The sequence below is a fragment of the Marinobacter vinifirmus genome, from assembly GCF_002258215.1.
Lineage (GTDB): Bacteria > Pseudomonadota > Gammaproteobacteria > Pseudomonadales > Oleiphilaceae > Marinobacter > Marinobacter vinifirmus.
This window is the reverse complement of record NZ_NEFY01000005.1, coordinates 151,960-175,411: the sequence shown is the minus strand read 5'-3', so window position 1 is coordinate 175,411 and position 23,452 is coordinate 151,960. Positions and strand designations below refer to the sequence as shown.

The window sequence follows — 23,452 nt, the reverse complement described above, 5'->3', positions numbered from 1 at the left end:
AGTACAATACCCGCCATGCCAAACCAGCCCCAAACGCCAGACATCAGCTACCTGCCAGACCACCTAACCGACGAACAGCGGGCCATCATCACCGCCGGCTACGAGCACTCGGTAATCACCGCCGTGGCCGGCAGCGGCAAAACCTCCACCCTGGCCTGGCGCATACGCCACCTGCTGCAACAGGGCCACGACCCGGACCGCATGCTGGTACTCATGTTCAACCGCAGCGCCCGCATCGACTTCCAGCGCAAACTGCAGCAAGTGTGCCACCAGTCCGGCCTGGCCCTGCCGGAAATCCGCACCTATCACGCCATGGGCCTGCGGCTCTACAAACGCTTCGTGCGGGAAGGCTACCTGCCCGGATTCTCTGAAAAAATCCTCACCGAACAGGAAATCGGCTACCAGGCCTGGCTGCTCACCCGCCGGCTGGCACCGGAAGATCTGGCCGATGAAATACGCCGCAACAAGAAAGACTATGTGGAAACCGCCACCGGCTTTATCGACCTGGTCAAAACCTGCCTGTCGCCGGCAGAAATCGTATTCGAAGAACTGGGCTACTCGGAAAAACACAAATACCTGATCGACCTGTTCCACAGCTTTGAGCAATGGCGCAAAAGCCAGAGCCGCATCAGCTACGCCGACATGCTGTACGAACCGGTCATGGCCATTCACCAGAACCCGCCATTGCAGCGCCTCGTCGGCAATAAAATGGACCTGATCCTGGTGGACGAATACCAGGACACCAACGAAATCCAGCACCTGCTGCTGCGCTACGTGGCCGGCGACCGCGCCCGGGTGACCGTGGTCGGCGACCCGGACCAGACCATCTACGAATTCCGCGGCGCCAAGCCTGAATTTATCCTGCGCCGGTTCAGCGACGAGTTCGAAAGCCCCCTGGAACAGACCCTGAGCTACACCTTCCGGTACGGGCACCAGGTCGCCTTGCTGGCCAACCACCTGATTTGCCACAACACCGGCCGCAAAGATGTGCTGTGCCACTCCCACTCATCCACTCCGGCTACCGATGTAAACCTGCACCGGGCAGACAACGACAGCGACCAGATCCTGAAAATTCTGCAGCAACAAAGCCCGGAGCAAACCAGCCAGAGCGCCATCCTGTTCCGGGTCTGGAGCCAGAGCGTACCGATCGAGCTGAAACTACTGGCCCGGCAGATCCCCTATCGCATCGACAGCGGCAAAGGCGCCCTGTTCAGCCGGGAAGTCCAAGCCATTATCGCCCTGCTGATGGTGGTCAGCGGCCGCCTGCACCAACTGCCCGACAGCGACCGGCTGGACCTGGCCCGGCAACTGCTGCGTTTTCCCCACGTTGGCCTGAAAGAACCGGAACTGGAAAACCTGGCGCAGTTCCTCGCCGGCTTCGACAGCGACTGGCACGAACGCCTGCTGGCCATGGACTTCAACGCCCTGGCCCCCATGGCCGCCCGCAAGCTGAAAAAACTGGGCGAAGTGTTGATGCAGCTGCGCAACTACAAGGGCCCCGTGGCCGGACTGATCAGCGTCTACGCCGACCATACCGATCTGTACGAAGGCATTCGCAGCCTCGCCCTGACCCACGACAGCGCCGAAGAGCGCATCGACACCATCCAGGGCTTCCGCGACTACCTGAAAAGCCTGGATGTTGACGCCGCCGGTGCGCTGGACCATCTCAAGGCCCTGAAACAGCAAGCCGGCGAACAGAGGGAACAGGGCGTGCTGTTATCCACCATCCACCGCACCAAGGGCCTGGAGTGGCCGGTGGTCATCATTCCCGGCTTGCAGGAAAAGTACCTGCCCTACAGCCCCCGCCCGCAGGACGATGCCCGGGCCCTGCTGGAGAGTGAACGGCGGCTGCTCTACGTGGGCATGACCCGTTGCCGGGAGCAGCTGCACTTGATTACCCGCCCCGACAGCAGCCACCCGCACCTGGAGGGTGATCAGGGCCCCAGCCGCTTCGTGGCAGAATTCTGCTTCCCCCTGGCCCGGGAGCTGGGGCAGGTTCTGGACGCAGGTAACCCCGCCTCCGACCAGCCCGTAACGCTCCGGCATCCCCTCACCCCGGTCAGCCTGCGCTATGCCGAAAGGGCCAAAATCGCCCTGGATGGCCAGGCGCCAGCCAGCACCCCGGACACCTCACAACCCGTATGGCACCAGCCCCGGCTCATTCACGCCATCTTTGGCGCTGGCCGCGTAACCGGGGAAGACGAAAGCTCATTCGAGGTGCGCTTTGATAATGGCGACACCCTGAATTTCAGCAAGAAAAGCGCCCACCTGTACTTCACCCCGGTAACAGACTGATCCATAAGTGGAACCCCCTGCGTACAAGTCCTGACCCAGGTAAAGATGTAATTTTTTGTATTTTTTGGCTTACTAACCTAGATTCCAGATAAGGCATTAAATCTAGGGATTTGTCTGCGTTCCTGATGAGAGAACGGGAACATAAAAATGAAACAGGAGGTTCTGCATGAACATCGTGCGCCCGGTCGCCCTGGCCGTCTTAGCTTCATCCCTGTCTGCGCCAGCCCTGGCCGCCGACAAGCAATCCATTTACCTGAACCCGTTCGCCGGTTACCAGCTGTTTGACGACAAGCGTGACCTGAGCGAAACCGACACCTACGGCTTTGGCCTTGAGTACCGGTTCAAGCCCCACTGGGCGGTGGAAGCGGTCTATTCCCGGGCCGATGCAGACCGCAAATACGACGCCGGTGATTCCGAATTTGAAGAACTGCGCCTGGACGGCCTCTATTACTTCCGTGGCCAGGATTCAGCCTGGAACCCGTACCTGGCCTTCGGTGCCGGCCATGCCGATTTCGGGCTGGGCGACAACATCGGTCGTGAAACCGCCGGCACAGACCACGACGAAACCCGTGTAAACGTGGGCGCCGGTGTGCGTTACAACATCAGCGACATGATTTCCCTGCGCGGTGACCTGCGCGAGTTCCACGGCATTGACGAAAGCACCTTCGACACCATGGTGTCTCTGGGCCTGAGCCTGGCCTTCCACCGTACCACCACCGAGCCCAAGCCGGCGGATGCGGACAACGACGGTGTGCCCGATTCCCGTGACCAGTGCGCCAACACCCCGGTCGGTGCCCAGGTAGACAGCCGCGGCTGTGAACTGGATGCCGACAATGATGGCGTTGCCGACAGCAAGGACCAGTGCCCGAACACCCCGGCTGGCGCTGAAGTAAACAGCCGTGGCTGTGAGCTGGACAGCGACAACGATGGCGTGGTGAACAGCAAGGACCAGTGTCCGAACACTGCTGCTGGTGCTGAAGTGGACGAAACCGGTTGCGAAGGTGTCACCGAGACCATCGAAACCATCGAGCTGCGGGTTCAGTTCCCCACCAACAGCTCCGTGATTGACGCCACCTACGACGCCGAAATCCGCAAGGCGGCGGACTTCATGGAAGAATACCCGGACACCACCGTTGAGATTGCCGGTCACTCCGACAGCATTGGTGATGCCGAATACAACCGCTTCCTGTCCCAGCGCCGTGCCGAAGCCGTGGCTGATCGCCTGACTTCCGTACTGGGCGTGGATCCGGACCGTGTAACTGCAGTTGGTTACGGTGAAGTCGAGCCGATTGCCAGCAACGACACTGCAGCTGGCCGTGCCCAGAACCGCCGAGTAGAAGCCCGCATCCAGGTTCGTCGCTAAGACCAACCGGACGGGTAATGAATAAGTAAGGCGCCTTCGGGCGCCTTACTTGTTTCAGCCGCAGTCATTTCACCCGAACCGCATCCACCAGCAGGTTTCTGGGCGTCAGTTCCCGTGCACAGAAACGGCCCAGGCGCACACTGTAGCCCTGCTCCTCCAGAAACACCGCGTAATCCAGCACCATCCAGAGCTCCAGTGGCCGGCGGAACAGATGCCGCAGTAACTCGTGGCGCTGAACCTGCAACGCCCGCTGTTCACCCCGCGCCAGCCAGTGCTGCCAGTCCAGGTTATCCGGCAATTCCAGCTGTTTCTTGCCCGCAGCCCAGCGGCAGAAGCCTTCGAAGTCACCGTTATTCAGGGACGGCGGATGGGAGGGCACCGGCAGATAGCCGTCTACTGCCCGCAGATGGCGCTGAAGGGCATCAAAGCCCAGCCGCCATGCCGTTACTCGGGCCGTCTGCTCCCGCACCCTTGCGGGCGCTGTGACCGTTTCCTGCACGGCCAGGCGCAGAGTGTTACGGCCTGGCCTCAGGGCGGGTGCGTGGTTTCGGCTGCCTTGTGCCAGGGGTTGATACGGCTCCTGGGCCGTCAGGTGATAACAGCAGGGGGAAAAACTCAGTCTCGGCGTACCGGCCGCCGCGCCGCGCTTCAGCAGTTGCCGGTGCAGGTCGCCACAGGCATGCAGCGCCACGCCATGCACTCCCGCAGGCCAGTTCAGGGAATCCGCCATCACATCCTGGTGGTGCAACTGCACCGGATCGCCGTAATGCCGGGCCAGCCGGTTGCCGTCCTGAACCAGTTCATCATTCCACTCGAAGCCCTGCACGCGCGCCGCCCCCCGGGCCGCCAGCGTTCGTGCCAGGTGGCCTTTGCCACAGCACCAATCCAGCACCGGCTGTTCCAGCGGCAGCACTGCGGCGGCAAAGGCACCGGCCTGCAAACGCTTGCGACCGGGCATATCCACGGCCTGCAGCTCCGGCAGTGCCGACCGGGCCCCGCTGTCGGGAGGCGACAGTTCCGGCAGCTCTACCAGGGCGCTATAGTCAGCAAGGTTCGGTACAAACCGGGCGGCTTCAACGGCAAACGCCGCCAGGTTTTCCTCAAAGGCTTCACAGGCGTCCACCGTCAGCGTGCCCAGCCAGTGTGCAAGCTCCGGATAACGTTCGCACCAGGCCGGTTCCGGCTCCCTAAACGGTGCCGGCTGCCACAACTCCTGGTGCCGGACCAGCCAGTCATTCACCTGCTGCCAGTGGCTGTAAAAAGATCTCGCTGGCTGGTGTAAACTCGCCGCCGGAGGTAACGTCATGAAACTGGCCTTTGTACTGGTTGAACCAAAAGTTCCGGAAAACGTGGGCGCAGCTGCCCGGGCCCTGTGCACTATGGGTTTTGCCGAGCTGTGGCTGGTCAATTCCGACCTGCACACCCGGCCTGAAGCCCACTGGCTGGCTCACGGCAGTGATCACATCCTGGATAACGCGCGCATTTTCCCTGATCTGGCAGCGGTTAGAAACTCCGCGGATTTGCTGATGGGCACCTCGGCCAAGCCCCGCCATAACCGGCAGGACTGGCACCCGCCGGCGCAGCTGAAATCGGTACTGGCCAACAAGGGCGCGGCAGTGGCTACCGCGGCCCTGGTGTTCGGGCGGGAAGACCGGGGCTTGTCGAACGACGAACTGGCCCTGTGTGACCTGCTGACCGGCTTCCCCATGGCGGTCAGTTATCCGTCACTGAACCTGGCCCAGTCGGTGATGCTCTACGCCTGGGAACTGTCGGGGCTCGCCGGTGCCGGCACCGACAGCCCTGCCGAAGAAACGGGAGCCGCCGGTCTCGGTGCCCTGCGTACCCGGCTGGAAACCCTGTTGCCGAAACTGGATGCCCCAGCCGATGAAAAGCTGTCGCAATGGGTGTTCGAGCGCCTGCCCCTGCTGTCGGAGCGGGATATCGGCTTTGTGCATACCCTGTGCGGCAACATCGAGCGCAAGCTCTGAGCTATTCGGAGAACCGCCCGGGCCGGAAGGCGTCCAGTTGCACCTCCGGCTCCTCGCCATCAATCACCTGGGCAATCACCGCCGCGCTGCCAGCCGACAGGGTCCAGCCGAAGGTACCGTGCCCGGTATTCAGGAACAGGTTGTCCCTGGGGCCTCGCCCGATAATGGCGGGGCCGTCTGGCGTCATCGGCCGGAACCCGGTCCAGGTTTCGGCGTCATCCAGGTTGGCGCACCCCGGAAAGCGCGACTGCACGGATTTTTTAATGGTGGCAATGCGGGCCCCGGGGATGTCCCGGTTGAAGTCCGCCAGCTCCACAAACCCGGTGGCCCGCAGGCGGTTGCCCAGCCGGGTGGAAACCACCTTGAAGTTGTCATCGTGAATGGTGCTCACCGGCGCCCGGCCGGGGTCGCTGAGTGGCACGGTAATGCTGTAGCCCTTGACCGGGTATATCGGCAGTTTCAGCCCCAGCGGCCGCACCAGCTCCGGCGACCAGCAGCCGGCAGACACCACGAAGGCATCCCCCTCGACAATCTCGGTACGGCCATCAGCCCGCCGGATCTGCACGCCATTCACCCGCTGCTGTTCCGCCAGCAGGTGTTCCACTGACACTTCATAGCGGAATTCGGCCCCTAGCTCCTGGCAGACCCGGGCCAGTTCCTGGCTGAACAGGTGGCAATCACCGGTGCCGTCGGTGTCGTAGCGAATGGCACCGTACAGGGGGCCGCCACCGGTCATGCCCGGCTCCACCTGCCGCACCTGCTCCGGGGTCAGCAGGCTTGAGGCAATGCCCATGCCGGCCAGCAATTCATGCAACTTGCGGTAGTCTTCCATGGCGCCTGGCGTGCTGGCCAGGTGCAGCAGGCCTTGATGGGCACCGTCAAAGGCCAGCTTGTGTTCCTGTTCCAGTGCCAGGAAACGTTCCCGGCTGTAGATACCAAGGCGCAACATGGCCCGCTTGTTCAGCCCGAATAACCCCGGCGACCAGGCGTAGCGCAGGGTGGCAAACATGAACCGCAAGGCCTCCAGCGACGGCGGCAGGCCCAGTTTCAGCGGGCCGTCCTGTTGCAACAGCCATGGCAGGGACTTGAACACCATGGAGGGGTCCGCCCAGGGATACACCACCCCGTAGGAGCGCTGGGCCGCATTGCCCTTGCTGGTTTCGTTACCCGCCACCGGGTGCCGTTCCAGTACCGTTACCCTGTAGCCCCGCCGTATCAGCTCCCGGGCAGTGGTTACACCCACCACACCGCCGCCTATCACCACAATGTGCATGACTTGCCTCCGTTAACTCACGCCATTCTCGGCCAGCAACTGCCGATACTCCTCCAGCACCTCCGGATGTTCCGCCGGATAATCCGGTGCCAGCTGCTTCAACACATCCGCCACCAGCGCCGCCACGATCGCACGGGCAACCGGCTTGCTGTCTCCGGGCACAACAAACCAGGGTGCCTCGTCGGTATGGGTGGCCGCCAACGCCTGTTCGGCATACTTCTGGTAAGTGGCCCGCTGCTTCCAGCCTTCGATATCGGAATGATCGAATTTCCAGCGTTTCCGGGGTTTGTCCAGGCGCTTCAGCAACCGCCGTTTGTGCTCATCTTCCGACAGGTTGAGCCAGACTTTCACAATACAGGTGCCTTCAGACACCAGATGCCGTTCGAAGTCACAGACCGCCTGGTACCGGGCCGGCCAGTTGTAGGTGTCCTCGGCCCGCACCGGCCACACCCGTTCGCCAATCACCGCTTCATGGTGGCTGCGGTTGAAGGCCACCATCTGGCCATAGGCCGGCAGGTAAGGCGTCACCCGCCACAGAAAATCATGGGCGGCCTCGGCCCCGGTCGGCCGGCTGAACGACCAGGCATGAAAGCCGGCAGGGTCTGCATAGGTGGCCAGGGTGCGAATCAGGCTGTCCTTGCCACTGGTATCCGGGCCATGGACCACCAGCAACAGCGCCTGCTTGCGGTTGGCCCAGAGCCTGCGCTGGTATTCCCCGATGTCTTCCAGGCTGGCCTCAAGCGATGGCACACCTGCGCTATCATCCAGCTCGGTGGGGTAATGCCCCAGCCCCGGTTGTTTCGGGCTCAGAAACCAGGAACGGGCAAACGCCGTGTACTTCATCAAGGAAACTCCCTAGGCCTGCCGGGCAGGTCAAGCTGTATGCAAACTGTTAAACTCAGGGTATCAACTTTCAGGATAGCAGCCAGCCCTGTGCTGCGATGGAGCCAGAACCCCGGATATGAGCAAAAAACGTCGCGAGATTCCCGTTTTCGATCACCCGATCATTGAGACCCACTGCCACCTGGACTATCTGAAAGACCAGCCCCTGGCGGATATTCTCGAGCACAGCCGGAAGGTCAATATCGAAAAGGTCATCACCATCGCGGTGTCGCCGGACAACCTGGCGGCAGTGCGGGAACTGAGCCAGGCTGCCGACTGGGTGTATGGCACCCAGGGTATCCACCCCCATGAAGCCGAGAGCTACACCGATGCGGTGGAAGCCGAAATCCGCCAGCACGCGGGCGACAGCAAGATCGTCGCCATTGGCGAGATCGGCCTGGACTATTACTACGACAACGCCGACCGCGAAGTGCAGCGGGAGGTGTTCCGCCGCCAGCTGCAAATTGCCTGCGACACCAACCTCCCGGTGGTGATCCACAGCCGGGATGCCGATGACGACACCATCGCCATCCTCAAGGAATTCGAAAACACCCTGGAGCGGCGCGGCGTCATTCACAGCTTTACCTCCGGCCCCGGCCTGGCGCAATACGCCCTGGACCAGGGCTGGTGTCTGGGTTTTAACGGCATCACCACCTTCAACAAGGCAGAAAACGTGCGGGACATCGTGCGCATGACACCCATCGAGCAGATTCTGCTGGAAACCGATGCCCCGTTCCTGACGCCGGTGCCCTACCGTGGCCGGGAGAATGCCCCCTTCTACCTGCCGTTCGTGGCGGAAAAAATCGCCGAGGTAAAAGAACTACCGCTCGGGCAGGTTGTGAGCCAGACTTATCAAAACAGTCTCAGGGTGTTTTTCCCGCAACCATGATCTCATCCGTTTTTCAGGTGCTCGGCGGGCTGGCGTTGTTCATGCTGGCCATGGAAATGATGACCAACGGCCTGAAAAACGCGGCCGGCCATTCCCTGCGCCACCTGCTCGGCCACTGGACCCGCACCCCGATGCGCGGGCTGATGGCCGGCTTTGTGATTACCGGTATTGTGCAGCACTCCGGTGCAGTCACCGTGGCCACCATCGGCTTTGTTAACGCCGGCTTGCTGTCCCTGAAACACTCCCTGGGCGTAATCTTCGGCTCCAACATCGGCACCACCATGACCGGTTGGCTGGTCAGCCTGGTGGGCTTCGGCTTCAAGATCGAAGCCATTGCCCTGCCCCTGCTGGCGGCCGGCGTGGGATTCCGCACCATCAGCCGCACGCCCCGAAACCAGTTTCTGGGCGAGGCCCTGGCCGGTTTTGCGCTGTTTTTCCTGGGCCTGTCGATTCTGAAAACCGCGCTGGAATCCGCCGCCGGCGGCCTTACCAGTGGCGACATCATCAGCCCGGACTACGGCCTGCCGGCGTTCTTCATGATTGGCCTGATCGCCACCGTTCTGACCCAGTCCTCCAGTGCCTCGCTGGCCATTGTACTGACTGCAGCTGCCGGTGGACTGATCCCGCTCGATAATGCCGCCGCAGCCGTGGTGGGTGCCAACCTGGGGTCTACCTCCACCGCTGCGCTGTCTGCCCTGAAAGCCACCGCCAACGCCCGGCGCCTGGCCATTGGCCACATTCTGTTCAACGTGGTGACCGGCATCATCGCCCTGCTGATCCTGCCGGTGATGCTCTGGATGGTCGCCACACTGACCGACCTGCTGGACCTGGAAGCCAACCCGGCAGTGTCGCTGGCCCTGTTCCACACCCTGTTCAACGTGTTGGGCGCCGCGGTAATGCTGCCGTTTATCACACCCTTTGCCCGTTTTCTGGGCCGGCTGTTCCGCAGCAAGGAAGAAGACAATGCCGAACCCCGGCACCTGGATGACACCCTGATCACCACCCCGGAACTGGCGATCGGTGCCGTGGACCAGGAGATGAAACGGCTGATCGGCCATACCCGGGGCCTGCTGAGGGTATGCCTGGACCGGGAAGGCCTGAATGTCGCCCAGATCCGCCCGAAAATGGAGGCCATCAAGTCCCTGAACAGCGCCATTACCGACTATATCGGGCGGTTGCGGGCAGAGAAAATGCAGGTCTCCATTGTCGATGCCCTGACGATCAGCGTTCGCACCTGTCGCTACCTGGCCGAAGCCACCGACCTGGCAGACCGGTTGCTGACCCTCAGGGAACTGGCAGACCGCACCGAATTTGCCGGTTCCAAACAGGCCTACAGCGACTATCTGGACACCCTGCGGGCACTGGTGGCGTCGGAAGAACCGGCTCCGGAATTGCTGGCGAAAACCGAACAGGTTTATCACAGCCTGAAGAACGACACCCTGCAGAAAATTGTCTGGCAGCGGCTGGCCACCACCCTCGGGGACCGGATGCTGGATACCCTCAGCTCGGTACGCCGGCTGAGCGACCAGTGGGCCAAGTCACTCTACTGGCGCGCCGGCACCGATATCCTGAACGGCTACCACCATCAGGAGCCGGTGCCGGAGAACCCGCAATAACCGTTACGGCCCGTGTTCTTGGCCTGGTACATGGCCTGGTCGGCCTGGCGCAGCAATTGGTCGCCGTCCAGCTCCACAGGCTGGGGATACAGGGTGTAGCCGACACTGGCAGAGACTTCCACCATGTGGTCAGCCACCCAGACCGGCTCGGCAACCGCCGTCAGCAGCCTGTCCATCAGGTTTTCAATAGCATCCACATCGGCCACGTTCACTACGATGGCCGCAAACTCGTCGCCACCCAGCCGTGCCAGGGTATCTTCTTCCCGCAGCACCGTGCGCAGTCGCCGGGCCACTTCCACCAGTAACTGGTCACCGGCGTCATGGCCGAAGGCATCATTCACCGGTTTGAATTTATCCAGGTCGATATAAAGCACCGCCAACCGGTACTCCTGCCGCCGGGCCTGGGCCATGGCCTGCTGCAGGCGCTCGGCAAACAGCACCCGGTTGGGCAGGTTGGTGAGGGCGTCATAGTGCGCCATGGTGCGAAGCTTCTTCTCGGTTTCCTTGAGCCGGGTGATATCACTGAACACACCCACGAAATGGCTTTTCTCGCCCTGGTCATCCACCACGCTGCTCAGGGTCAGGCTCAGGATCAGCCGCCGGCCATCCCGGTTACGGCTGGCAAACTCGCCACTCCATACCCCGTGCTTGCGGGCGGCCACCAGTATCGAGCTGCCCTCATCCACCGGCAGCGGTGGCAGGCGGCCTATTGCGGTGTTGCGGTCCCAGCCGGTAATCAGGAAGTAGGCCTCGTTGGTGTCGATGACCACACCATGGGCATCGGTGATAAAGATCGCTTCCCGGGCATTTTCAAACACCTTCAGGGCCAGCCGCTGGCGTTCTTCGGCCTGTTTCCGCCGGGTGATGTTGTACCAGGAACACAGCACCGAAGGTGTGTCGTCATCATTTTCGTAGACCGGGGCCAGGGTCATGTCCACCCACACGTGGCTGCCATCCTCCCGGCAGAAGAGCCATTCGGATTGCGCCACATCTCCTACCTGAACCCGCTGCAGCAGTCCCACCAGCTTTCGGGCGGAGTCCTGGCCATCCGGCTGGCTCTCCGGGGAAAACCGCTCCAGGGGCTGGCCCAGCATGTCGGCGGCGGAGCGGCACTCCAGCAGCTCCACTGCGGCCCGGTTACAGTCACTCAGGGCCCGGCCACGGATCATCAGCATGGGCTGGGGCCAGCTTGCCACCAGCTCCTGAAGCCGGCGGCTTTCCCGGGACAGCTGGCGCTTCTTGCGGCCCAGCCAGATGCTGGTAGCCAGCAATAACAGCACCAACACGGTTACCACCGCTACCCATAGCCGGTACTGATGGAGTACATCCAGCCAGGTTACCTGGGGGACCTGGTCGTAAGGCGGCAGGCGCAGGCTGCGAGTCAGGTGTTCCACCGACTGGTAATCGGCCGGGGGCGCGAAGGAAGCCAGGCCTGCGGCCACGGCAGCCGGGTCGTCCGGTTCCAGGGCAAACAGGGCGGAGGCAATCTGGCGAATGGTGCGGGAATCCACATGGGGCAGCGACACCAGTGGCCATTCCGGATACAGGCGGGTTGAAAGCCGGAACGGATAGCCCCGGAGGTTCTGGGCGTTGATCACCTTCAGCGCGGTTTCCAGCCCCGGTTCTTCCTGCAGAAGTTCTTCCAGAACACCGGTGCGGATAAAGCCGATGTCGGTGTCTCCCGTCAGCACAGCCCGAACCACCCGGTCATGGTTGCCCAGATAGATGATCCGGTTATCCCGCCGGATATCCAGGCCTGCCGACTGCAGCTCCAAGGCCTGAGCCTGGTAGCCGCCCAGGTAGTGAAGGCCCGGGGTAGCAATGCTTTTGCCGCGCAGGTCTTCCAGAGTTTGAATATCGCTGCGCCCGGCCCGGGCGATGATCACACCGCCAATGCTGCCGGTAGTGATGCCATTCCAGTCCCGCTGCAGGGTAGCCAGTACGCCGGTCAGGCTGCGCTCGCTGCGGATCATCAGGAAGTGGGCCGGATTGGTCAGGAAAAAATCAATGCGGTTGGAAGCAACCGCACGGTCCATTTCTTCCTGGGCCAGCACACGGATGGTGATATCCCTGCCGGTCTCCCGGCTCAGATAGTCCGCCAGCGGCTGATACTTTGCCATCACCAGGGGGGCGGGGCGGTATCCCAGCACCCCCAGCGTCACGCTATCCGCTTCTGCCGCCACCGGGAGCGGCGCCAGAACCAGCAGCACCAACAGGGCAATCGCCCGCCCAGGGTTACCTGCAAGAACCGATAACCAACTCACTCTGCCCGCCTTGGCAGAAACTGCTGGCTGGCGATCCGTTCGTGTTCCGGGTGCTTGTCCATCAGTCCCTCCCGTTCCAGAAGCCCGGCCAGGCGTATGGCCGTTGTTTCAATTGTTCCGTTCTTGGCCAGGTAACGCTGGTTGGCTGCGAGATCTGGCAACATAACCGTCGCCAGTGCCTGGCGGATAAGCTCCGGTGCCATGCCCTGCCGCGTTGCTATCCGGTAAACCGCGTCGTGCAGGTTGCGCACCAGGTACCGGTAACCGGCAAAATGGCCGGCCACCAGGTCCTTTATTGGCCCGGGCTGGCGGCCTTCGGCCCGGTGGGTCACCGCCAGCACATCAAAGATGGTATCCGGCAACTCCCGGCTGTCAAACAGGCTGACGGCCCCGGCCTGCTCCAGGCGGGCAGCGACCGGCTGGTAACAGACCGACGCATCAATCAATCCGTTATTCCAGGCTTCCAGGTGCTGGTCTACCGGTATATCGACAACCGAAATATCCCCTGTCGTCAGCCCTGCCCGTTCAAGCAGGTGCAGCAACATAACCCCGGACACGCCATTGAGTTCTACCCCCACCGCTCGCCCCTTCAGCTGCTCGATTGCGGTGATGTCCGGTCGAACCAGCAGCATATCGGCGCCCACCGAAACGTTGGTGACCGCCACCAGCCGCAGGTCTACCCCCGCCGAACAGACCCGCAGCGCTTCATCCAGCGTCAGGGCGGCGGCATCCAGTTGCCCTGACAACAAGCCGCTCATGGAATCCCTGGCCGCCGAACCCTTGACCAGTTGCACGGTATCCGGTAACCAGCCAAATTCTTCCGCCAGGTACAAGGGCTCGTACCCGATCCAGGGGTGAATACCGACTCGCAGGGGATCACCCCGGCCACAACCGGGCAGGCTGGCGGCCAGGCCGGCGGCAAGCGAGAGCTGTAGGAAGCGACGGCGGTGCATGAAAGGCTCCGAATAACACAATGTGTCGGATAGTAATACAGATGTCCTGCAGCCGCCTACCCGCACGGGCCATCGGACCCAACCAGAACCCTGATATTCAGCTTAGCCGAAAGACAGAAACACGCCCATCAACACCGGAGACAGAAACGACAGCAGAAAACCGGAAGCAATGGCCACCGGCACACAGGCCAGGCCGCCACTGCTGCGGATAACCGGCAAAGTGAAGTCCATCGCGGTGGCACCACCGTAACCGATGGCCATGGCCGGGCGAGCGGTGATCACCAGCGGAATCAGCGCCAGGGCAATGATTTCCCGCAGCACGTCGTTCAGAAACGCCACGCCACCCCAGGCCGGGCCCAGGGCATCGCCAATGACAATGCCGGACAGCGAATACCAGCCAAAGCCAGACGCCAGCGCCAGGGCCTGGTGCCAGGGCACCTGCAATACCGGAATCAACGCCAGGCCCGCCACCAGGGAGCTTGCCACCAGCGCCAGGGCAATGCCCAGCCCCTGACGGTTCATCAGCAACTTGCGCAGGGAAAGGCCGGCATTACGTAATTGCAGGCCAATCAGAAACAGCAGAAACATCAAGGCACCGGTGGCCACATCGTCCACCAGCGGCAGCTCCGGAAACAGGAAATAACCCAGCAAAGCCCCCACAAGCACCGCCAACAGGGGTTTCAGCCCGGCCAGGAACAGGCGCCGGTAGCCCGGCCGACCCTCGCCGGTTTGTTCCCCGACATCCAGTGGCGCCCAGCGATGAAACAGCCACAGCCCCAGCATGTTCGCTACCAGTAACACCACCACCAGCGCGCTGACCTGTCCCGCCATGGTGCCCAGTTGCCCCAACAGCCCTTCCATCTGCCCAAGGCTCAGGCCCAGCAGTGCCAGAATGAAATACACCAGCCCTTCCACGGTGTAGTGGATCACCGTCATCAACCGGCGATTGGACAGGGCAAAGGCAAAGCCCAGAAACAATGGGGCAAGAATCAGCAAAGCGCCGGTGAGCATGGCAACCTCGGAAAAGAATGGCTAAGGGAAAGGATCAGTGCAGGCTGGCGCCCGAGCGATCCTGCACCAGTACCCAGGGCGCAATGACCACGGCCCAGAGTTCCGCATTGCGGTCGTACCAACCGCGCGCCAGGTCCGGTGCCACTTCACCCACCTGCCCGGAGGTCATCCACTGTTCGAACCGGGCCTTGTTGTCGGCGGTCAGTTCTGCGGCTACGTCCAGCAAGTCCAGCTCCGGTGCAACCCGCACAACTTGCCCGCGGGCGTAGTAGGTCTGCAGCTCGTGCCAGTGAATTCGGGAGGTTTCGAGGTTGAGTTTGGCTTTGATGTCGTCGCGTGGGGAGTCAGCCATGGCACCTTGTCTTCATTCAGGGATTAAGAAAAGGCCGCCAGCTTACCTGAAAATGCGGGGCAGGACACGGGGCCAGCCGGGCTGGCCCCGCAGGATGGCATCAGGCGGTGCGAAGCATCTCCCGCACCACATAGTGCAGGATACCGCCATGCTGGAAGTACACCGCCTCATTCGCGGTGTCGATCCGCGACTTGAGTTCACAGCTCTCGGTGGAGCCGTCCTTGTACTTCACGGTCATCTTAAGGGTCTGGCCCGGCTTGATCTCGCCGGACAGGCCTTCGATGCTGATGGTTTCCTCACCGGTGAGTTTCAGGCTCTTGCGATCCGTACCCTCCGGGAACTGCAGCGGCATCACCCCCATGCCGATCAGGTTGGAACGGTGAATACGCTCATAGGATTCCGCCACCACGGCTTTCACGCCCAGCAGGCGGGTACCCTTGGCGGCCCAGTCCCGGCTGGAGCCGGTGCCGTACTCCTTGCCGGCAATCACCACCAGCGGGGTGCCGCTTTCCTGGTACTTCATGGCGGCATCGTAGATGGCCATCTGCTCGCCGATGGGCACGAATTTGGTGAAGCCGCCTTCCACGCCGTCGAGCATCTCGTTGCGGATGCGCACGTTGGCGAAGGTGCCGCGCATCATCACCTCGTGGTTGCCCCGGCGGGAGCCGTAGGAGTTGAAGTCTTTCGGCTCAACACCGTGTTCCTGCAGGTATTTACCGGCAGGAGTGTCCGGCTTGAAGGAACCGGCCGGGGAGATGTGGTCTGTGGTCACCGAATCCCCCAGCAGGGCCAGGATGTTGGCATCCTTGATGTTCTCGATGGGCTCGGGCTGCTCGCCCATGCCTTCGAAGAAGGGCGGATGCTGGATGTAGGTGGATTTGTCGCTCCACTCGTACACCTTGCTCTCCGGCACCTTGATCGATTTCCAGATGTCGTCACCTTCGAACACCTCGCCGTATTCCTTGCGGAACATGTCGGTTTTGACCTTCTCGACCGCTTCGGCAATTTCCGCCTGGCTGGGCCAGAGGTCGTTCAGGTACACCGGGTTACCGTCTTTGTCGGTGCCCAGCGGGTCTTTGGTCAGATCCAGCCTTACGTTGCCCGCCAGGGCATAGGCCACCACCAGGGGCGGCGAAGCCAGCCAGTTGGTTTTCACCAGCGGATGCACCCGGCCTTCAAAGTTGCGGTTGCCGGACAGCACCGAGGCTACGGTAATGTCGCCATCGGTAATGGCCTTTTCCACGGCATCCGGCAATGGGCCGGAGTTACCGATGCAGGTGGTGCAGCCGTAACCCACCAGGTTGAAACCGAGCTTGTCCAGGTCGTCCTGCAAGCCGGCCACTTTCAGGTAGTCGGTGACCACCTTGGAGCCCGGCGCCAGCGAGGTTTTCACCCAGGGCTTGGTGCTCAGGCCCTTCTCCACCGCCTTCCGGGCGATCAGGCCGGCGGCCATCATCACGCTCGGGTTGGAGGTATTGGTGCAGGAGGTAATGGCAGCAATCACCACGGCACCCGGGTCCAGCCGGCACTTTTCGCCGTTCATTTCCAGCAGCTGACTGGCCGGGTGTTCGTAGCTGTTATCCACGCCCACCGCCGTCTGACCACCTTCTGATTCCAGTTTGCCTTCCTGGGCTTTTGCCGGGCCTTCTGCGGTTTCCATCAGCAACTCGAAGGACGCCTTCATGTTTTTCAGGGCCACCCGGTCCTGGGGCCGCTTCGGTCCGGCCAGGCTGGCCTCGACATCGCCCATGTCCAGTTCCAGGGTGTCGGTGTACGCCGGCTCATGGCCTGGTTCCCGCCACAGGCCCTGGGCCCTGGCGTAGTTCTCGACCAGTTCCAGCAGTTCCTCATCGCGGCCGGTCAGGCGCATGTAGGTGATGGTCTGGTCATCCACCGGGAAGAAGCCGCAGGTAGCACCGTATTCCGGCGCCATGTTGGCAATGGTCGCGCGGTCCGCTACCGGCATGTCTTTCAGGCCGTCGCCATAGAATTCCACGAACTTGCCCACCACGCCTTTCTTGCGCAGCATTTCCACCACGGTCAGCACCAGGTCGGTGGCGGTAATGCCTTCACGCAGCTTGCCGGTAATCTTGAAGCCGATGACTTCGGGAATCAGCATGGACACCGGCTGCCCAAGCATGGCCGCCTCGGCTTCGATACCGCCAACACCCCAGCCCAGGATACCCAGGCCGTTGATCATGGTGGTGTGGGAATCCGTACCCACGAGGGTGTCCGGATAGGCAATGGTCTTGCCGTCCACATCCTTCTGCCAGACGGTCTTGCCCAAATACTCCAGGTTGACCTGGTGACAGATACCGGTGCCCGGCGGCACCACCCGGAAGTTGTCGAAGGCCTGCTGGCCCCAGCGCAGAAACTCGTAGCGCTCCTGGTTGCGCTCCATCTCGATGGCGACGTTGTCCTTGAAGGCAGACGGATTGCCGTACTTGTCCACCATTACCGAGTGGTCGATGACCAGGTCCACCGGCGACAGCGGGTTGATCAGGGCCGGGTCTTTACCCGCCTGCTTCACCGCCTCGCGCATGGCGGCCAGGTCCACCACCCCGGGCACCCCGGTGAAGTCCTGCATCAGCACCCGGGCCGGGCGGAACTGGATTTCCGTGTCGGAGCCCCGGTCTTTCAGCCACTGCACCATGGCATCGATGTGGGACCGGTCGACCGTGGTGTCGTCTTCGTTGCGCAGCAGGTTCTCCATCAGTACTTTCAGGGAGAACGGCAGGCGGTTGAGATCGCCCAGGGTGTCTGCTGCCTTGGGCAGGCTGTAGTAGTGGTAGGTCTTGCCACCCGCGCTCAGGGTGGAGAGGGTATTCAGGCTGTCTTTGCTTGGTGATGTGTTCGACATACGTTGCCTCCTCGTGGAGTTTGTCTGGTAACACTCTATCCACTAACTATTGCACCGATAAGTGAGACTTCAACCGGAGACGATGAATGTTCGACATTTCCTTGGTGAATAGTCACTTGCGTTGACACGGCCGGCAATCTGAACAATGCTGGCCTATGGTTTCAATCCAACGTCACCCGACACCACAGGCGGCAACTTGACCAAGGTACCTTCCATGAACCTGCCAGGTATCTCTGCTGATGACTCACTCATGTTGTTGCGCGCGGCAACCGAGTTGTCGTTCAGCTCTATACTGGTCACCGACGCCCAACACCGGATTCTCTATGCCAACCCGGCCTTCTGCGCAACAACCGGGTATAGCCCGGACGAGCTGGAGGGCCAGAACCCGCGCATTCTTCAAGGGCCGCTGACCGACAAAAGCGTGATCGAAAAGTTGCGCTATGACCGGGACACCACCGGGCACTTCACCGGTTCTACCTTCAATTACCGCAAGGGTGACCGCCGGCTGAGCTGCGGGGCACCGGAATCCCGCAGTGTGAACACAATGGCTGCGACCCCCTGCCGGTTCTGTCATCATTAGCGCCTGTTTTCTGACGGACCAGGATCCTCTCCGTGAAGCACGATTGTCATTACCACCCGGGCGAGCCTGCCAAGTGGCATTGCGGTGAATGCCAGATGCATTATTGCACCCGCTGTATGCCCGATGCCGACACCCGGCAGCGCCGGGCCCTTTGCCCCCGCTGCAGCAAGGCCATGCGTTATCTGGGCGCCGCCACCGAAGTGGTCCCTTTCTGGCAACGGGTAGGCGCGTTTTTCCGCTACCCGTTCCATACCGACCCGCTGATCGTCATCGCCATCTGCACCCTGGTGCCGCTGATTGCACCACCCAACCTGATCGGCCTGCTGATCTGGATTGTGCTGGCCCTGGCGCTGTTCAAGTACACCTACGCGGTCATCAACCACACCGCCGAAGGCCACCTCAAGCCACCACCCGTGGCCGTCGCCTTTACCGGTAGCGGGTTCAATATCGTGATTCTGCAGCTACTGGTGTTTGTTCTGATGGGCGGCCTTGTGGGCGCCGCCGCCATGATCGGCGGGCCGATCCTGATGATGCTGGCACTGGCCTTTGCGGTACTGGCCCTGCCCGCCAGCATCATGGTGCTGGCCATGGAGCGGTCGGTGGGTGCCGCAGTAAACCCCATGAACCTGGCGGTACTGATCTCCCGAATCGGCACCCCCTACTTCCTGCTTTATGGCTACCTGATTCTGCTGACCCTGGCCTCCGGTGCAGCCCAGGACTTTGCTGTTAGCCACTTCCCCATGTGGGTAGCGCAACCCCTAGCGGGCTTTCTGAACAGTACCTTCACCCTGATTCTGTTCCACATGCTCGGTTACCTGCTGTTTCAGTACCAGGAGGAACTGGGCTTTGCGTCAGACTTGCAGGATGGGGAAGGTATAACCGAAAACCACCAGCGGGATCGCAGCAGCCGGTTTGATGCCGACCTGGACATGAACCTGAAAGACGGCAACTACGACCGGGTACACAGCATGCTGCTGGAAGCCCTGAAGAATGACCGGGATAACCCGGTGCGCGTCGGCCAGTTATACCAGCTGCTGACCGCCCGGAACGATGCCCGGGAGCTGTACCGGTTCCACCCCAGAATCATGGCCTGGCTGGCCGCGCGGCAGGACGGTGACGGGCTGAACCGGCTGGTAGAAACCCTGCAGACGCTGGAGCCCGGCTTCAAGCTCGAAGACCCGGAACTGGCAGTAACCTGTGCCACCACCCTGTATCACCGGGGCCACCCGAAAACGGCTATCCGCCTGCTGCAGGACTTCCACAAACGCTTCCCGAACAGTGACCAGCTGGCGCCGGCCTACCTGATTGTGGCCCAGGCCCTGGCCAATGGCCTTCAGCAATGGGAGAAGGCCAGCGCATTCCTGGCGTTTATCCAGAAGCGATGCGCCGGCCATCCGGTGCACCAGGATATTGAGGTGTGGCTGGAACAGGCCCGCAACCGGCAGCCTTTGAAAGGGCCGAAAGCGAGCTTTCAGGTGCCGGACTAGCCCCTTAACAACTGCCGGTAATGCCGGGCCTTGGGTTCCATCTGCAGCTTTTCGAACTCGGCCAGCAGTAACCGGCAGGCTTCCTGCACCATATCCGGCTCGGCCTTCAGGCGCATGCGTTCGAAGGCCTTTTCAGCGGCTTTCAGGTCGTGGTTTTTCAGGCTGGTGAACAGCACCCGGTTATGGTCTTCCACCGCCAGCGGGTGGTGGGCTTCGCCCTTGCTGAGGTACTCGTTCCAGACGTCCAGCATCTGTTCTGGCTGCCGCCGGTTCATGGCATCGGCCATCAGGGTTCGGGCTAGGTCCCGGTATTCCGGCAGGTCCGGGCGCAACTTGGCCAGCTGGTACAGGTGCTCCAGCAATACCGTTCTGTCCGGATAGTTTTCCCGTAAAGCCTCGAACTGGCGCCGGGCCAGGTCGAATTCCATGCGGCCAACACTGGCCATGGCCTGGGCATACCCCCGGGTAAACTGCTCGTCTTGCTGCTCCGGTTCCGGCTCGAAGAACTCTTCTTTTACCTGCAACCAGCTCTTGCCCAACAGCCAGACCAGCGCAGCCCCCGCCAGCAGGCCGCCGGCGTGGGCCATGTAGGCAATACCGGTAGCTCCGGCGAACCAGTAATCGTAGATCTCCTTGCCCAGCCACACCGGCAGCATGGCAATGGCCGGCGCCCGGAAGTAGTTGAAGTACACACCCAGGAAGTAGAAAAACCGGATTTTCTGCAGGCCATAAATGGCCACGTACATACCCATCAGCCCGGATATGGAACCGGATGCGCCCACCAGCGGGATCTGGCTGCCCATGGAAAACCCGGTAAATACCAACCCGGACAGGGCCCCGCACACCAGGTAGGCCACCAGGAATTTGCCCGGGCCCAGCGCCCGCTCCACGGTAAAACCGAGCAGGAACAAGAACAGCAGGTTGCCGATGATGTGGCCCCAGCCGCCGTGCAGGAACTGGTAGGTGATCAGGGTATACAGCGACAAGTCAGACGGCACCAGCCCCAACTGGAAGGCGCTCATGCGGCTGATCCACTGCTCCTCAATGGCACCGCGCTGCTCCGACCACTGGTTGCGCTCGGCTACCGACCAGATCAGGTCCCGGTTGTCTTGCAGGTACTGGTAATAATCCCGGTCAAACAGCAGGGTAACCGCCTGCCAGCCTTGTTCATCCTGCTCCCTCAGGGCCTGGAATTCCTGCAGCTCCAGCACACTCTGCTGGTCGCCTTCGAAGCGGATTTCCCGCTGCAGGTAGTCTTCGTAGGCGGGGGCTTCCAGTGCCAGCAGGTTGCCATCAAGGTACTGCTCGATCGCTGCGTCCAGCTTGCGGTCGTCTGCTCCCTGATAGAACAGGAACACCATGACACAGGCCATCATCAGGCCCAGGGTTACCCAGGGCGGGCGCTTCCAGTTGATGGCGTTCTCGGCGGGGATAATCAGCATGGGCGGTCACAATTCATCATAATCTGTCCCTGAAAAGCTGTTTTTTACCACAGCGGGGCCTTCTTTTCGCGGTGTAATGTCATCACCAGGTCACACAAATGCCATTCAATCGGTGACCAACAACCCCGTCAGGGGCTATCGACCATTAGCCAATTGTTGTTATTGCTCTATAACTGAATAGTGAAACGGCAATAACAAGAAGAACCTGACACTGGACTTAAGGATACTGCACATGACCGTACTCGTTCTGGACAACCCCGAAATGCTCGCCCGGGCCGCCCTGCTCTCCGGTGTAATGGCAGATTCGCTGGGGACAGAAGCCGGCCGCCCTCACCGCACTCGGTTCCATTATGGCTTTAACAAACATGTGCCTGACGCCGGCGATGCTGCCATTATGCGCCAGCATGCCGCCTACCTGAAAAACCACCCCGGTGTACGGGTCAGAATCCACGGCCATACCGACAACTTTGGTTCACCCGAGTACAACCGCTTCCTGGCCAGGCTGCGTGCCAACGCTGTAGCCCGGTTGCTGATTCAGGAGGGCGTGCCGCAAAGTGCTATCCTGATGACCACCTGGGGCGCCGAACGCCCCCTGACCCGGCCGGAAGACCACGCAGCCAACCGGCGGGTGGAACTGGAGTATCTTACCGTGGATATGGCCCAGGCCCTCTGAAACGTCACGCGCCGTAAACAGAAACGGGGCCTCGAGGGCCCCGTTCCTTAGACAGCTATCCGCCTCAGCCGTATACCTGCCAGACATTCCACAGCAGCAACAACGCCGCCACCAGGATCGCCAGCCAGGTCAGCAGAATACCGATCATTCGGGCTTTGTGGGGACCACCCTTGCCGTTGATCATGCCCCAGGCATGCAGGATTCGCCCGACCACTAATGCCATGCCGGTCCAGTAGATCAGGCCGCTGGCGACACCGTTCAACTCGGCAATGGCCAGCATGATCAGGCCAACCGGCGCGTATTCCACCAGGTTGGCGTGGGCGCGCACCGCCGCTTCAAACTCCGGGTCGTCATTCACCCCCAGACCCATGCGGTACTTGAGCCGGTACTTCACCACCTGGCCCGAGAGCACCAGCAACAACAGGCCGATAACGGCCGCGAAGACTGCGGTTACGGGTACGATCATGTCAGCCCTGCTTGATCTTGTTGACGACAGCCAGCAGCAACACCGCACCTACCGTGGCTGTGACCAGCTCGCCGATCATGCTCTTCACCGCCAGGCCCAACATGCTGAACAGCACACCGCCAATCACTGAACCGACGATGCCGATACCGATATTGGCCAGCACACCGAACCCTTTACCCTTCATGATCAGGCCCGCCAGCCAACCGGCCAGGCCACCGATAATCAGAAACCAGAGAAAGCTCATTTATCCACTCCCCTTATGTGGTGTTCAATCCTGCCAGAAGACTGCCCTGTTTTGGGCAGGCATTCAAGCAGTTCCGGGGCGGTGGCCGAGGGCTGTGATGGCGTCTGCCATTTGCTGGTGACACCGGGCCATCAGCTCCGGCACATCGTCACGGGTCAGGCCGGTGGTTTCTACCGGCGGCAGGATATGCACCGGCACCGATTTCCGGCGGCCGGCCCAGCCACGGGTTTGGCTGTGATACTCGCCGGCACACACCATGGTGATGGGGGCTCCGGCGGCAATGGCCGTGTGGAAAGCGCCTTTTTTGAAGCTGCCCAGCCCCCGGCCACGGCTACGGGTGCCTTCAGGAAACACCCAGATGCTTTTGCGGTCTTTGCGGATAGCATCACTGGTAGCCTGCATGGCTGCCACGGCTTTATGGGAGCGGCCGCGATTGAGGATGATGTTGCCGCCGAGCCAGAACACCTGGCCGAAGAACGGCAACCAGACCAGTGAGGACTTACCCACCGCCACGGTACGCGGCGGCAGCAGGTCGCCCACCACGAACAGGTCGTCGTTCTGCTGGTGGTTGGCGATGATTACCGTGGGCCGGTCTTGCGGCATGTTTTCGGCGCCATACAAAGGGCGCTTCATACCCAGCAGACAGCGCCCCACACGGGCCAGTGTCCAGGCCAGCAAACGGTTGTTATCCGGGTTGAAAGGCCGTGCGATGTAGCCAATCAGGGCCAGCATGCAAATCAGCGGAACACTCAGCCAGGCCAGGATTTTTCTTGCGACTGCCATACAGCTTTACCGTTACTCGAAATTTTGGCGC

20 protein-coding genes are annotated in these 23,452 nt (G+C 61.6%); 8 read left to right on the top strand and 12 right to left on the bottom strand.

The annotated features are described in order from the left end of the window. Positions 1-15: 15 nt before the first annotated feature. Entirely contained in the window at positions 16-2,295 is a 2,280-nt protein-coding gene (locus B9Q17_RS08630) for an ATP-dependent helicase (RefSeq protein ID WP_208618770.1), read from the top strand. A gap of 166 nt (positions 2,296-2,461) precedes the next feature. Continuing rightward, the gene (locus B9Q17_RS08625) at positions 2,462-3,658 is read left to right on the top strand and encodes an OmpA family protein (protein ID WP_094624894.1); all 1,197 of its coding nucleotides are present in this window, start codon (positions 2,462-2,464) and stop codon (positions 3,656-3,658) included. Between the two features lie 64 nt (positions 3,659-3,722). Here B9Q17_RS08625 and B9Q17_RS08620 read toward each other — a convergent pair whose 3' ends face one another. Next, entirely contained in the window at positions 3,723-4,964 is a 1,242-nt protein-coding gene (locus tag B9Q17_RS08620; protein ID WP_094624893.1) for a methyltransferase, read from the bottom strand. Here B9Q17_RS08620 and B9Q17_RS08615 point away from each other — a divergent pair. Next, positions 4,963-5,646: a tRNA/rRNA methyltransferase gene (locus B9Q17_RS08615; RefSeq protein ID WP_094624892.1), complete on the top strand. Its 684-nt coding sequence runs from the start codon at positions 4,963-4,965 to the stop codon at positions 5,644-5,646. The genes B9Q17_RS08620 and B9Q17_RS08615 overlap by 2 nt on opposite strands. A 1-nt stretch (position 5,647) precedes the next feature. On the opposite strand, the gene B9Q17_RS08610 is transcribed toward B9Q17_RS08615, so the two are convergent. Both B9Q17_RS08610 and B9Q17_RS08605 read right to left on the bottom strand, forming a co-directional pair. Beyond that, positions 5,648-6,919 carry a D-amino acid dehydrogenase gene (locus B9Q17_RS08610; RefSeq protein WP_094624891.1) on the bottom strand — a complete coding sequence of 424 codons (1,272 nt, stop codon included), beginning with the start codon at positions 6,917-6,919 and terminating at the stop codon, positions 5,648-5,650. A gap of 12 nt (positions 6,920-6,931) precedes the next feature. Continuing rightward, positions 6,932-7,762 carry a polyphosphate kinase 2 family protein gene (locus B9Q17_RS08605; protein WP_094624890.1) on the bottom strand — a complete coding sequence of 277 codons (831 nt, stop codon included), beginning with the start codon at positions 7,760-7,762 and terminating at the stop codon, positions 6,932-6,934. A 118-nt stretch (positions 7,763-7,880) separates the two neighbouring features. On the opposite strand from B9Q17_RS08605, the gene B9Q17_RS08600 reads away from it, so the two are divergent. Together B9Q17_RS08600 and B9Q17_RS08595 are read left to right on the top strand one after the other, a co-directional pair. Then, positions 7,881-8,690: a TatD family hydrolase gene (locus tag B9Q17_RS08600; protein WP_094624889.1), complete on the top strand. Its 810-nt coding sequence runs from the start codon at positions 7,881-7,883 to the stop codon at positions 8,688-8,690. Continuing rightward, a complete protein-coding gene (locus B9Q17_RS08595; RefSeq protein WP_094624888.1) occupies positions 8,687-10,306 on the top strand; it encodes a Na/Pi cotransporter family protein in 1,620 nt (539 codons plus the stop codon). Before B9Q17_RS08600 ends, B9Q17_RS08595 begins: the two co-directional genes overlap by 4 nt. Here B9Q17_RS08595 and B9Q17_RS08590 read toward each other — a convergent pair. From B9Q17_RS08590 to acnA, 5 genes are all read right to left on the bottom strand, one after another. Then, positions 10,276-12,570, bottom strand: coding sequence for a diguanylate cyclase domain-containing protein (locus B9Q17_RS08590; RefSeq protein ID WP_244177349.1), 2,295 nt, complete (start codon positions 12,568-12,570; stop codon positions 10,276-10,278). The two genes, B9Q17_RS08595 and B9Q17_RS08590, sit on opposite strands and share 31 nt — an antisense overlap. Continuing rightward, a complete protein-coding gene (locus tag B9Q17_RS08585; RefSeq protein ID WP_094624887.1) occupies positions 12,567-13,523 on the bottom strand; it encodes an ABC transporter substrate-binding protein in 957 nt (318 codons plus the stop codon). The genes B9Q17_RS08590 and B9Q17_RS08585 overlap by 4 nt, the downstream gene beginning before the upstream one ends. A 102-nt stretch (positions 13,524-13,625) precedes the next feature. Continuing rightward, positions 13,626-14,534 carry a LysO family transporter gene (locus tag B9Q17_RS08580; RefSeq protein ID WP_094624886.1) on the bottom strand — a complete coding sequence of 303 codons (909 nt, stop codon included), beginning with the start codon at positions 14,532-14,534 and terminating at the stop codon, positions 13,626-13,628. 34 nt (positions 14,535-14,568) lie between these two features. After that, positions 14,569-14,886 carry a DUF2288 domain-containing protein gene (locus B9Q17_RS08575; RefSeq protein ID WP_058342036.1) on the bottom strand — a complete coding sequence of 106 codons (318 nt, stop codon included), beginning with the start codon at positions 14,884-14,886 and terminating at the stop codon, positions 14,569-14,571. A 100-nt stretch (positions 14,887-14,986) separates the two neighbouring features. Beyond that, positions 14,987-17,746: an aconitate hydratase AcnA gene (acnA, locus tag B9Q17_RS08570; protein ID WP_094624885.1), complete on the bottom strand. Its 2,760-nt coding sequence runs from the start codon at positions 17,744-17,746 to the stop codon at positions 14,987-14,989. Between the two features lie 196 nt (positions 17,747-17,942). Here acnA and B9Q17_RS08565 point away from each other — a divergent pair, with 196 nt between their 5' ends. Together B9Q17_RS08565 and B9Q17_RS08560 are read left to right on the top strand one after the other, a co-directional pair. Then, positions 17,943-18,326: a PAS domain-containing protein gene (locus tag B9Q17_RS08565; RefSeq protein WP_208618769.1), complete on the top strand. Its 384-nt coding sequence runs from the start codon at positions 17,943-17,945 to the stop codon at positions 18,324-18,326. 32 nt (positions 18,327-18,358) lie between these two features. Next, positions 18,359-19,813, top strand: a complete 1,455-nt coding sequence (locus tag B9Q17_RS08560; protein WP_094624884.1) for a B-box zinc finger protein — start codon at positions 18,359-18,361, stop codon at positions 19,811-19,813. Here B9Q17_RS08560 and B9Q17_RS08555 read toward each other — a convergent pair. After that, positions 19,810-21,255, bottom strand: coding sequence for a rhomboid family intramembrane serine protease (locus tag B9Q17_RS08555; RefSeq protein WP_058342039.1), 1,446 nt, complete (start codon positions 21,253-21,255; stop codon positions 19,810-19,812). The genes B9Q17_RS08560 and B9Q17_RS08555 overlap by 4 nt on opposite strands. 232 nt (positions 21,256-21,487) lie before the next feature. On the opposite strand from B9Q17_RS08555, the gene B9Q17_RS08550 reads away from it, so the two are divergent. Further along, positions 21,488-21,928 (top strand): OmpA family protein, encoded by a 441-nt coding sequence (locus tag B9Q17_RS08550; RefSeq protein ID WP_058342040.1) that lies wholly within the window; start codon positions 21,488-21,490, stop codon positions 21,926-21,928. Positions 21,929-21,992: 64 nt separating this feature from the next. Here B9Q17_RS08550 and B9Q17_RS08545 read toward each other — a convergent pair whose 3' ends face one another. From B9Q17_RS08545 to B9Q17_RS08535, 3 genes are all read right to left on the bottom strand, one after another. Further along, positions 21,993-22,394, bottom strand: coding sequence for an MAPEG family protein (locus B9Q17_RS08545; protein ID WP_022988559.1), 402 nt, complete (start codon positions 22,392-22,394; stop codon positions 21,993-21,995). Position 22,395: 1 nt separating this feature from the next. Continuing rightward, positions 22,396-22,638 (bottom strand): GlsB/YeaQ/YmgE family stress response membrane protein, encoded by a 243-nt coding sequence (locus B9Q17_RS08540; protein WP_022988560.1) that lies wholly within the window; start codon positions 22,636-22,638, stop codon positions 22,396-22,398. Positions 22,639-22,701: 63 nt separating this feature from the next. Beyond that, a complete protein-coding gene (locus B9Q17_RS08535) occupies positions 22,702-23,421 on the bottom strand; it encodes a lysophospholipid acyltransferase family protein (RefSeq protein ID WP_094624883.1) in 720 nt (239 codons plus the stop codon). Between the last annotated feature and the right edge of the window lie 31 nt (positions 23,422-23,452).